The organism is Streptomyces sp. S186 (assembly GCF_051603415.1).
Classification (GTDB): domain Bacteria; phylum Actinomycetota; class Actinomycetes; order Streptomycetales; family Streptomycetaceae; genus Streptomyces.
Genome location: NZ_CP193932.1, coordinates 723,836 through 735,195 on the forward strand (window position 1 = coordinate 723,836; position 11,360 = coordinate 735,195).

7 protein-coding genes and 3 pseudogenes are annotated in these 11,360 nt (G+C 66.0%); 6 read left to right on the top strand and 4 right to left on the bottom strand.

All coding sequences use genetic code 11. The annotated features are described in order from the left end of the window. Window positions 1–7 precede the first annotated feature (7 nt). Window positions 8–610 (top strand): annotated as a pseudogene (locus ACRAS8_RS03190) (transposase); the annotation flags it as partial. Window positions 611–820: 210 nt separating this feature from the next. Here ACRAS8_RS03190 and ACRAS8_RS03195 read toward each other — a convergent pair. From ACRAS8_RS03195 to ACRAS8_RS03210, 4 genes and pseudogenes are all read right to left on the bottom strand, one after another. After that, a pseudogene (locus ACRAS8_RS03195) lies at window positions 821–937 on the bottom strand (MerR family transcriptional regulator); the annotation flags it as partial. 320 nt (window positions 938–1,257) lie between these two features. Further along, window positions 1,258–1,356, bottom strand: a pseudogene (locus ACRAS8_RS03200) (IS5-like element IS4811 family transposase); the annotation flags it as partial. Between the two features lie 164 nt (window positions 1,357–1,520). After that, window positions 1,521–2,684: a glycosyltransferase gene (locus ACRAS8_RS03205; protein WP_438484218.1), complete on the bottom strand. Its 1,164-nt coding sequence runs from the start codon at window positions 2,682–2,684 to the stop codon at window positions 1,521–1,523. Between the two features lie 7 nt (window positions 2,685–2,691). Then, window positions 2,692–2,877, bottom strand: coding sequence for a hypothetical protein (locus tag ACRAS8_RS03210; protein WP_438484219.1), 186 nt, complete (start codon window positions 2,875–2,877; stop codon window positions 2,692–2,694). A gap of 1,329 nt (window positions 2,878–4,206) precedes the next feature. Between ACRAS8_RS03210 and ACRAS8_RS03215 the strand changes: the two genes are divergently transcribed. From ACRAS8_RS03215 to ACRAS8_RS03235, 5 genes are all read left to right on the top strand, one after another. Beyond that, complete coding sequence (locus tag ACRAS8_RS03215; protein ID WP_438484220.1) at window positions 4,207–5,919, top strand: hypothetical protein; 1,713 nt, start codon at window positions 4,207–4,209, stop codon at window positions 5,917–5,919. 259 nt (window positions 5,920–6,178) lie between these two features. Next, window positions 6,179–6,538, top strand: a complete 360-nt coding sequence (locus ACRAS8_RS03220; RefSeq protein WP_438484221.1) for a hypothetical protein — start codon at window positions 6,179–6,181, stop codon at window positions 6,536–6,538. 12 nt (window positions 6,539–6,550) lie between these two features. Continuing rightward, the gene (locus tag ACRAS8_RS03225; RefSeq protein WP_438484222.1) at window positions 6,551–8,221 is read left to right on the top strand and encodes a hypothetical protein; all 1,671 of its coding nucleotides are present in this window, start codon (window positions 6,551–6,553) and stop codon (window positions 8,219–8,221) included. A 109-nt stretch (window positions 8,222–8,330) separates the two neighbouring features. After that, window positions 8,331–8,642 carry a hypothetical protein gene (locus tag ACRAS8_RS03230; protein ID WP_438484223.1) on the top strand — a complete coding sequence of 104 codons (312 nt, stop codon included), beginning with the start codon at window positions 8,331–8,333 and terminating at the stop codon, window positions 8,640–8,642. 294 nt (window positions 8,643–8,936) lie between these two features. Next, window positions 8,937–11,348, top strand: a complete 2,412-nt coding sequence (locus ACRAS8_RS03235; RefSeq protein ID WP_438484224.1) for a DUF6603 domain-containing protein — start codon at window positions 8,937–8,939, stop codon at window positions 11,346–11,348. The last annotated feature ends 12 nt before the right edge of the window (window positions 11,349–11,360 follow it).

Below are 11,360 nucleotides of genomic sequence, written 5' to 3' on the forward strand. Positions count from 1 at the left end.
GTGGCAGCTGGCCTTGGACATGGTCGACGAGACGCAGTCGTGGGGCATCGACGTGCCGCTGACCATCCCCGACGGCAGCTACGGGGACACCGCTGCCTTTCGCTTCGGCCTCGAGGAACGCGGCCTGCACTACGCCGTGGGTATCTCCAGCACGGTGACCGCCCACCTGGGCGACGCTGTGCCGTCTGTCCCGCCCTACAGGCCGCCCACCGGTGGCGAGATACCCCAACCCTGCCAAGAGCGTAAAGCAGCTGATCATCGACGCCGGACGCAGTGCGGCCAGAGCCGTGCAGTGGCGGGAGGGTTCCCGTCCGGGCACCGGCCGCAACGATCTCAAGCGCATGTACGGGCCATTCGTCGCCTTACGAATCCGTCCCGCTGGACGGCAGATCCGGAAAATCTTTCGCGGTCCGGAACTGCCTGCATGCTGGCTGCTGGCCGAATGGCCCGCCGGCGAACCCGAGCCGGCTCAGTTCTGGCTCTCCAACCTCCCGCCGACACCCCGCTGACCACACTTGTGCGGCTCACGAAGCTCCGCTGGCGGATCGAGCACGAGTACCGCGAGATGAAACAGGCCCTGGGACTGGCCCACTTCGAGGGTCGGACTTGGCAGGGCTGGCACCACCATGTCACCCCCGTCTCCGCCGCCCACGCCTTCTGCACCCTCCAGCGCATCACCCGGTCCCCAAAAGAGACGGCGTCGGGGGCCTCTACCGGGTCGCCCCCGAGCTGCAGTTACTCCTCGCGCTCTGGACCGGCGCCTGCCCCACCTGTCACCGCGACATACCCACCCCCGCACCAACCTGACCAAGCACTACTAGGCGATCAGCGGGGCGATCTGCTCCAGCAAGTAGACGCCGCGCCCGAGCTGGCGGGCCAGTCGGACGTCCCGTAGGTCCGCCTCGTCGTAGACGCGGTATCCGGCCTGTGGGCCGCGTCACGGTCGCTCATGTCCTCGGGTGACCACGATCATCATCGGGAGGCCCTGGCTGCCCACAGCGGGCCTGCCCGCCTTCAGGAACCTCGGTGGGTTCGCTCTCGCCAATCTCGGCGAGGCCGGCGACACCGCGGGCGGGTGGTGGCGAGACGGTAGGAGTCGGTGCCGGTCTCGATGATGTTGCCGCCGAAGGTGGGGCGGTCGACGCCCGGGACGTCCTGGCCGATGAGAGGGAAGGCGAAGACGACGACGGGGAGCCGTTCACGGCTTCGACCTGGGCGTGCTGCCGCTCGGTGAACTCCTGCCCCCGCAGCTTCGGCACCAGCCTGGTGGCACCCGCTGGCCGGCGGCGGGAGCAAGGGCTCGATCCAAGACCACTCCGCGTCGCTCATATCAGAGGGATAGCGGCGTTCTCGCACCTCAGCGGCCCTCCTAGCGTTCCATGCGGGTGAGGACCCAGGTGTGAGCCGGTATCAAGTTCTTGCGGAAGATCGCCACGAACAGGTGAGGGGCGTGAGGCGTTCAACGCCCCCAGATCAACCTGCGGCGGGTTCCCATCGCACCTCATCACGCCAGCGTCCTCTCAAGCTGCCCGGTCGCTGCCGCGGGTGAGCCAGCCCTGACGGCGGATGGTGAGGAGCCCGAAGACGTCGAGGGCATGGGAGAGGACGTCGGTGGCAAGGAGCTTGAAGGCAAGGACCCGACGTCGGCCGGTGCGGTGCAGCAAGCGGCTGGTGCGGAGGAGACGCCGGCCGCACCAGTAGGTCACCACCATGGCCGGCGCGAGGAGGTCGCCGGAGGCGGCCAGCCAGAGGTAGTACGCCGTGCCGAGGATGAATCCCAGGCGCAGGATCACGGAGACGGTGACGCAGCGTGCGAGGTAGGGGTGTTGCCAGATCCATCCGCTGGCCAGTGCGCTCAGGTGTTCCCGCCAGCTGTTGCGCTGGTGGCGCAGTCTCTGGCGGACGAGGCCGGTGAAGGTGTCCGGGAAGCGGGACCATACGTGCGCGTTGGCCTGCAGGACCGTCCGGTAGCCCGCCCGGAGGGCCAGTGCGGACAGCCGCGTGTCGTCACCGGGACCGCAGCGCACGCCCAGGAAGGACTGCTGGACCAGGTCGGGGCCGATCTGTTCGAGCAGAGCGCGCCGGTAGACGGCGGTGCGGCCGGGAAGGCAGCCCAGGGCCTGTCCCCGGACGGTCTGGGCGGCCATCACCACGATCGGTCCCCGGCCGCGGCGGATTTCCTCCCAGAACGTGGCCGGTTCCAGGACGAACGACTGGGTCGCCACCCCGCCGACCGTCGGATCCACGAACGGCGCGCTGACCGTGGGCACGAGATCGCGGGCCCAGACCGTGTCCGAGTCCGTGAGAGCGACCAGGCCCGCCGTGACCGATCGCCAGCCGGTTCGCAGCGCCCGGCGCTTGTCCCGGTCCGCCGTGGTGATCACTCGTACGCCATGTGCCCGTGCCACCTCGGCACACGCGGTGTCGTTTTCGTGGATCACGCAGACGATTTCCGCCACATCATTGCGGAGCCATGAGCGCAGGGCCCGGCCGAAGAGGGCGGGGTCCTCCCGGTAGACGGGGCACACCACGGCCATCGGCTCGCGATGGCCGCGCAGGGCCGGCCGGTACCGCCTGGCGGCGCGTAGACGGCTGGCCCGTTCGAGGCAGCCCAGTAGGGCAAGCACGATCGCCGGGGCCAGTTCGGCCGGCACCAGCCACACCGCCGCAGCCGCCATGGCCATGGCAGCGTCAGGTCCGGGGAAGGTCGTCCGGGACGGGGTCCGCCGACCCCATCAGGTTCATGAAGCCGAAGGCGTCGCTGTCAGCGATCTTCAAGTCGTCGGTGTCCATGGCGGAAGGATGCTTCCCGTCGGCCACGGGGAACAGCGGATAACTCTCGTCCAGCTCGTACGTCACGGGGCGGTGACCACTCATCGGTTCCTCCTCCGGATCGCCCGCCTTCCATGGATTCCACGGATCCTGTGAGAAATCAACGGTTCCTTCAGGACGACTTAAGCGTCAGCGGAAGCTCAACCGCGTTGAGCGGTACCGGAAAACCGACGAAGAGTCCCGCCACGCGCGACCTGCACACCGCCCTGAGAACACAGTTGCATCCCCGAGCCGACGGGCGGCCGGAGCGCCTTGCCCCGCGACCGTGATGGCCTCGGAGCTGCCCCACACCTCCCAGCTTGCCGGACCAGCACCCGCTGACCTGGACCTTGCGCTCAGGCGTCCTTTTCTCCCAGCGGCCCCGATACTCCCTGCGAGGTTGCTACACAGCTTCTTAACTTGTGTTTTTACCTCGCTCGCTCGGTGTTCGAGTCGGGGTGTCTCTCCGGTGTCGCGCCGTGCTGGTGACCTACTCCCACGGTGGGGCGGGCGGCGCGGGTGGTGTTTCGGCGGCCTGACGGTCGTCCGGGGCCTGCTGTGCCGGGGTTTCCGCGCTCCGGTCGGGCTGGGCGAGTAGGGGTGGATGTGGCGAAACCCCCGGCGGACTCGCGCGGGGGACAACTGCCTTGGCGGCTTGGGCCGTTCCCAGGGGCGTCGGTGGTCCTCGGCGAGAGGGCGGGCGAGGCGTAACTGGGTGTAGAGGAATCTCATCCGCGTGCTCGAAACGACACTGAAGGCGCCCGTTGGCTTGCTCCCTGCGCCCGGCTCAGTCGCGGCCTCGAAGATCACAGACGAAATGACTTCAACAGGTGGCAGCCACACCCATTTTCAGCCCGGAACGGGCTTCGCCGCAGCGGATCCGATGGGCTCAGAACCCGTCTTTGAACTGCCAGGTGAGGTGACTGCGGCCGCATTTCCCTCCCGCTGTCGGAATACGCCCGTGACGGCGGTGATGAGCGGGGCACAGGGGTTTACCGGTGTTGCACCAGGATTGAACGTTAAGGACTTCGGTCGAGGTCAGTGGCTCGGCTACCCGTGGAGGTTCGACGCCAGGGCTCAACAACAAAAGGAATCGAACGATAGTTGGAAATACGGCCTTGGCTCGACTCGGCGTCAGCATAGCCGTGCCCTTGAGGCGATCTTGGCGACTTTGCGGCCTTGTTCCGACCCTCCGGCGGCGGAAGTGTGGCCCTCCTCGCCCCACATGGGGTCCACTAGGAGAAGGGAGGTGGGCCTGCATGGCAGGTCAGTACGTGCATATCGCGGTGGGCAGGACGAACGCTCAGTATCCGGTGTCCGAAAAACGCGGAGCGGCTCAGAGAGCAGTCGCATGTTCCCGGGATTCCGGGAACACCTAAATGGAAGGAGCCTGTCGTGGCCCTCAACGATCCTGACCCGAACGCCTGGAGCGTATCGGTCGCCTCCGCCCCTGAAACCCTCGCATCAGGCGGAAAAGCAAGCTTCGCGGTCACACTGACGAACACCGCCGACACCAAGGAGCCCCTCGAGTTTTCGCTCTACCTGCCCTTCCACCCGACGTGGGACAGCTGGGACGGCGCACTCTTTGACGAAATCACTGACTCGGATGTCGCCAAGCTCTCGAAAGCCGTGCTCCAGGGGATTGACAAGAGCGCCTTCGCCGGCGACCCGACCACGGCAACGAAGGGGTGGTCGGATGACCTGCAAAAGGGCAGCCTGGCATATGTTTTCAAGAGCGCGCCGGGCAAGCTTTTCGATTCGCAGGATTCGTTCTCCTTCGTCATCCCGGCGTCTGATCTCCTCAAGGTCAGCACCCCCAAGAGCCCCACCTCCGCCGTCATGGGGGGATTCTTTTCCCACTACATGAAGCCGCTTCGCCCCGCCTTCAGGCTGAAGTTCCGGCGGGATACGTCGACCGAGTCGATTACCTCGGACCCACCCGGAGGGGGCAACGAGACGCCCCTGCTGTCGTGGACAGCAGGGGATGGAAACCCCCTCAACGCGGGGAGCAAGGGACTGGTGCAAATCCAGGGCCAGAACCTCAGCAAGGACAACATCTCCGCCAGCAAGGTGACAGTGACCCTCCCGGCCGGACGCGGGGAAAAATACCTGTGCACCAAGGATAACCTGCCCAAGGATGCCAAGAACATCCAGGCCCCACAAGACTGGAAAGTAAAGACCCCCCTGGACGACAGCGGCAACTACGTCTTCGTCCCGGTCGTAGGCCAGACAGTGACCGTGAAGGCAGGCGAAGGGGTGGAATTCAGGTTCAAGGACATCCAGATCGACAACACTCCCGGTGAAGTGAAGCTCCACGTGAGCGAGATGGCCAAAAGCGCCAAGGTAAAGAAGCTGTCCCGCAGCGCCCAGGCTCCGCTGACCAAGTACGCCGCAACGTTCTACTTCGACTACTTCGTCCCCACCCTGCCCGCCATCCGCAACGGCGAGACAGCCACCCTGCGCTGGTCAGCCAAGAACGCCACCTCCTACCAGATCCTCAGCGACGACCCCCACGTCAGCAAACCCACGCCCCAAGACACCACCGCCCAGACCGGAAAACTCCAGATGACCGGCGGCTACGTCCTGGACGCCTCCGACGGCCACCAGACCTTCAGGCGCCAAGCCGTCGTCGAGGTCTACAACCAATCCATGACTCTGCACGACGTGACCATCCTGGATGAACTCACCCTGGAAGACTGCGCCTACACGTTCAAGCAACTGGAATGGGGGGACTTGCCCGACGGGCCGGACGGCTCCAAGCAGGTCGCCGACACCGACACCGGCGACCGTTTCGTCCTCCTGGGCGTGCATCAGGCCAACACTGACGAGGGCGCGTTGAAGGTCTGCACAGCCAAGGACGGCCACATCACGCAGCCACCTCTGGACACGCTACGCCTGGACAAGACCGACAGCCCCGTCGGCGTCCACGTCCCCGCCGGCCACAAGCTCGTCGTCCAGTACTCTGCCGCGTCCACGGGACAGGAGGCTGAGGGACTCAGCATCAACTTCGACTTCGCCATCACCAGCCCCCGCATCCTGCCCCCGCCCCCGCCCCCGCTCACGGACACCGCCGGGCCGTCGCAGGCCGCGGCGGGGACGGACGCCTGACCCGCCCCCCTGACCGCCCCGCAATCCCCCAACGGGGCCACCCGCACCCGGAGCCGGCGTGACCACTTCGTCATGCCAGAACCATGACCCCCGGACACCGGCACCCAAGGTACCGACAGGCCGCCTGTCAGCCCCCACGGGCACAGGACAGCCGCGGCCCGCCTGCCCCTGCCTCTCCTTGAGCGGGGCACGGAGCCGCGGCCGCCCCCTTCCACACCCCAACCATCCTTTCACCCTCTCTTGTGTCAGGAGCAGCATCGTGTCTCCCATCCCTGCCGGCCAGGACCGGCTCATCGACAATTTCGTACCCCACGACAACTCGGTCGAGCGGAACGAATCGACCACCCTCAACTGGAAGATTCCCAAGGCCGGCTCCATCAGCGCGCTGTCGCTGTCCTGGGGACCGGAACACCGGGGAGAATGCGCCCTTCCCCTCACCGCTGAGTCCCACGAGACTCCACCGCTGGCCCGCTCCACGGTCTTCATCCTGGCCGCGACCCCCACCGGTGGCGGCGATCCCACCCGCCTCACCGCCACCGTTGGGGTGAACAACGCCGACCTGACCTTCCATCACCTCACGGTCAAAGACCACCTCCACCTCCCTCCTGCCATTCACTGATCGGGACGCGCCATGACCACTGCCACCCTTACCACCGCCCCTCCGCAGATCACCGCCCACGAAAACGATGTCGCCCTCCACATCCTGTTCCTCTTCAACACCCGCGAACCCCTCCCCCAGAAGGTCACGCTCACCCTCCCCGTGGGCCCGGGCGCCCAACACGTCAGCACCTCCCAGGACGCCGCGGCCATCCGCACCGAAGCCGATGACAGCTGGACCGCCACAGGGACCGTCGGTAGCGACACCTACACCGTCACCCTCACCCCCAAGGACAACAACTCCCCCCGGGCCACCACCCTCAGCCTTTACCACGTCAGCACCAACGGCACCGAGGGCACGGCTCCCCTCGCCGTCGTCGTCGACGGCACCTCCCTGCCCGCACTGAACCTCGTCAAAGGGCCCGACAAGTTCACCTTCGACAACTTCGCCCCTCTCACCTCGCAGATCCCCTACGGAGAAGCCGCACGCCTGACCTGGACCGCCACCCAGGTCACCGACGCGGGGTTCACCCTCAAGCGGTCCGACGGCGGCGAACCGCTATCGCTCGGCTCCAACGTCCGCTCCTGCCGTGTCGAGAACATCACCAAGGACACCTCCTTCATCCTCACCGCCGGCGCCAAGGACGGGTCCAAAGACCTCCCCACCCGCGTCACGGTCGACCCCCAGAGTGAGACCTACACCGACCTCACTGTCACCGGAAAATTCCTTCTCGAGGGCACCAAGGCCGTCACTCACCGCTACTGCGGAGAAATCGTCCTCACCGCGCCGGCCGACGGTTACTACGAGATCACAGCCGCATACCTGAAAAGGTTCCTCGGCAGATTCCCCATCACCCACGACACCAAGACGCCGCACCACAAGTTCACGATCACCCACCCGAACGGGCACACGGCCACCTACGAGCGCAACACCCTCAAAGCATTCAGAATGTTCACCCCGGCCCGCACGAAAATCACCCTCACCCCCCTCGACGCCCCCAGCAAACAGGAATGGTTCACCGTAAAACCAGGATTCACTGTCACCTGGACCGGAAAAACCCCTGAAACAGCCCTCCCTCCACTCACCGACACCAACCAATTCAAATACGAGAAAGTGGGCTGGAGGTTCTTCTCCGACCACATGCCACTCCACACCTCAGAAAGCTACACGTGGTGGGCCACCGCATTCATGGTGGCCGACAATAAGCTGGCCGTGAGGGCCGTATTCAAAATAAACGGCAAAGTCAGCGCCGTCAGCAGAGATTTCGACCTCAAGGAGAGCCACATGGAGCGCTGGGTTACGTTCGCCCGCCACGAAGAGAAACTCGTCGTACGCCTCGGTCGGGATGAACCCAGTATCCACATCGCCCCAGACGGAACTTACTCCCTCGAAGAGCCGGTACCCACGAACCAGGGCCCATTATTCGAATGCTTCTCGGATCGCGGCGGCGCCGATACCTACATGACCGGTATCGGCTACGACGAGAACGCATTCGACAGGGCAAAAATGCCGTACGACGAGAATGCGGTAGTTCTGCAAAAATTTGAACATAAAGACACGGGTGACACAGGAAGGTACTCCGGTCCGTACAGTTGGGGAAAATTGGACTGGACGTCCGGAAAGAGCATCACGGTTCTCGAAGCCGAAGGCCACTCATGGACCATCGACAAAGACGGACTCCACGGACAGGCTCCATCATCTTGAGTTCCCAGGGACGGAATGACGAGCCGGAGCCGTGAGGCTGCCTGCCCCTCATCTTCCGACAGGTAGGACGGTACTTGCGACAGTTACTGCCGGTCCCAGGAGGCTTCACGTGGTCTCTCATCGTGCCATGCCCGACGTCCCGCATCCCATGGGCGAGTACCTCGTCCGTCTGTTCGTCGGACACCGGCGGGCGATCGGCGCCCGTCGCGGGACACGGGTGCTGGGCCTGTCCCGGCAAGCGGTGCTCGTGCTGCGCGGGTTCCGTGACCACGCATGTGTCCACCGCCTGACCTGGGACGCGGGCATCTCCCAGGCCACCGGCTACCGGCACCTCCACCAAGGCATCGATGCCCTCGCGGCCCAAGTACCGGCCTCGCCGGAATCCTGGAACAGTGCCGGCACAAGGGCTTGCCGTTCGTGATCCTGAACGGCGCCCTCATCCGGTGTGACCGCGTAGCCGGGGAAACCGAACGCGGCACCGACCTCTGGTACGCAATCCGGATCAACCGCTTCTCCGGCACGTGCAGTTCCTCGCCGCACCCGACGGCACACCTCTGTGGGTCCCCGACGTCGAGCCCGGCGGAACCCGGCCAAATACCCTCAACAACCAAGAACAGCCGTGAAATTGGCAGGCTCGCTTTTCTCTCTGGAGGTTGTGATGAGTGTGGTGCATGCCGGGGATAAGAGGGTGTGGCTAGTGCTCGGGGAGTTGGGCATGGGGGACCTGAATTTCTCCCTTCCGTTGATTGATTCTCTAGTGCCGTCAGGGGATGTAGGGATCGGTCTGCAGAAGGTGGCGGCGGGATATGTGTCACAAGCCCTGAATCTCGATCAGCTCAAGAAAATCGAGGGCCTGCTGCCTGGGAAACAGCAACTCCCTCCGGGGCTTCAGGAGGGCGGGTTCGTGTCGGCGCAATTACTGGCGGGCGCGGGTGGTATGCAGGAACTGGCCGTTTCGCTGGGAGGGAAGAAGGCACTCGCGGCGGCTGCGAGTCCACCGGCGGTGTGGTGGGACGTGCGGCGCGTGCTGGGGCCGGTGCACGTGGAGCGTCTGGGACTGGGATATGACCCGGAGAGCAAGAGCGTCCTGCTGCTGGCGGATGTGGCGGTGGAGGCGGGTGGGCTTCGGCTGGGTGCCAAGGGACTGGGCGTGGGGGTCCCGATCGCGGCTCCGCACGTGCCGGTGTTCCACCTGGATGGGGTGAGTCTGGGCTATGACCGGCCGCCTGTGACGATCGCGGGAGAGCTGCTGCGGCAGAAGGTGGACCACTACTCGCTGGCGGTAGGGGGAATGGCGGTGGTGGGGACGCCAGCGGTGAGTGTGACGGCGGCGGGGTTTTACGGACAGCCCACGCAGGGAGGGGATCCCTCGTTGTTCTTGTTCGGGGTGCTGGATCTGGGGGAGAAGGCGCTGGGGCCGCCGATGTTCCGGGTGCAGAAGCTGGCGGCGGGGTTCGGGTATCACACGAAGGTGCGGACGCCGTCGATCCAGGAGGTGGGAGATTTCCCGCTCCGGGAAAGGCTGGACAAGCCTCCGAAGCACGACACTCCGCTGACGGTCCTGGAGGACCTGCTGAACAAGAAGTGGGTGGCGCCGGCGTCGGACGAGGTGTGGCTGGCCGCAGGGCTGACCGCGCTCGTGTACGAGCTGGTGGACGTCTCCGCCGTGGCGATCGTGCAGTTCGGCGGGGAGTTCGTGGCCGGGCTTTACGGGCGGGCGCAAGCGCAGTTCCCGAAGGCGATGCAACACGTGGAGACCCCGGCGTGGGCGTGGGTGGCGCTGGACGTGCGGGCGGAGTACCGGTCGAGCACGGATGCGCTGGAGATCGACGCGGCGCTGGCGGACGGGTCGTTCGTGGTGGACCACGCGTGCCGCCTCACGGGTGGGGCGGCCGTGCGACTGTGGTTCGGATCCAGTGCGCATCCGGGCGATTTCGTGGTGACGGTGGGCGGCTACCATCCGCGGTTCCATGCACCGCCCCACTATCCGCGGCCGGCTCGGCTGGGTCTGCAGTGGCATCTGGGGGGTGGCATCTACATCGAGGGCGGCTGCTATGCGGCGCTGACCCCGCGTGCGTTCATGGCGGGGGTGAAAGCGAGCCTGCACGGGGAGTTCGGTCCGGCGGTGGTGGACGCGGAAGTGTACGCAGACGCGCTCATCGAGTGGGATCCGTTGTATTTCGACGTGGACTGGGGCGGATCGCTCCGGGCCCGTGTAAAGCCGTTCCCCGCGATCGAACTCTCCGCGGACGGCCGGGTGTGGGGGCCCCCGGTGGGCGGTCACGCCCGGGTCAACGTCTGCGGGTTCCATGTCGACGTGGACTTCGGGCACAGTCACCGCGACACGGACCAGGCCCTCACCGGCGCGCAGTTCCGGGAACGTCTGCTGCCGGGCGGGAAAGACGGCAGGGAAGTCGTGCATGTGGCCGTCACCGAAGGTCTGGTCGCGGGCGCCGGCAGCGAGCCGCCGCCCCAGGGGGCCGCGCAGAAGGAGCCACAGAAGTGGACGGTGGGAGTGAAGGCATTCGAGTTCAAGGTCAACTCGGCAGTTCCTGCCACTGAGATCCACCTCAACGGCACCCAGGTCCAAAGGAAGAGCCGCGATCTTCACATCCGGCCGATGCAGGATTCGAAGACCCCTCAGGCGTACGACTCGCCGCTGCACGTCACCATCACCGGCCCCGACAACACCCCGGTCGCCTGGCGTACGCAGGCTCTGTGTCCTGATGTGCCCGCCGCGTTGTGGGGCACCCGAGCCGACTCGCCTGAGGACGGCCTCCTGAAGGGCTATGCGACCGGCGTGTCGGTGCGACCCCCGGCCCCCGCATTCGTCGCCCGGGCCCACCTGTCGGACGATGCCTGGAACCGACTGGCATTCAAGCTGGCCATCCCGCCCGAGCAGCCGCCGCCCGTGGAATTCTCGCCGGCCAAAGCCGACGGCGTCCTGGACCGAATCAAGCAGCAGATCACGTCCCCTTCCGTCGTCCGGAGTCGCGACGCACTGCTGGCAGAGATCAAAGGGCTGGCCATTCCCGGTTTCCCCGCCACGCCCCAGGACGATCTGTCGACCTTCGCCGCGCACGTGTCGGACTACCTGGACGCGAGCCCCTGTGTGTGGGCTCCGTGACGGCGAGAAAGG

Bases quoted from the DNA above. Each gene is read 5' to 3' on its own strand.
- ACRAS8_RS03205 (WP_438484218.1), bottom strand. From the start codon at position 2,684: ATGGCCATGGCGGCTGCGGCGGTGTGGCTGGTGCCGGCCGAACTGGCC.
- ACRAS8_RS03210 (WP_438484219.1), bottom strand. From the start codon at position 2,877: ATGAGTGGTCACCGCCCCGTGACGTACGAGCTGGACGAGAGTTATCCG.
- ACRAS8_RS03225 (WP_438484222.1), top strand. From the start codon at position 6,551: ATGACCACTGCCACCCTTACCACCGCCCCTCCGCAGATCACCGCCCAC.
- ACRAS8_RS03235 (WP_438484224.1), top strand. From the start codon at position 8,937: ATGGGGGACCTGAATTTCTCCCTTCCGTTGATTGATTCTCTAGTGCCG.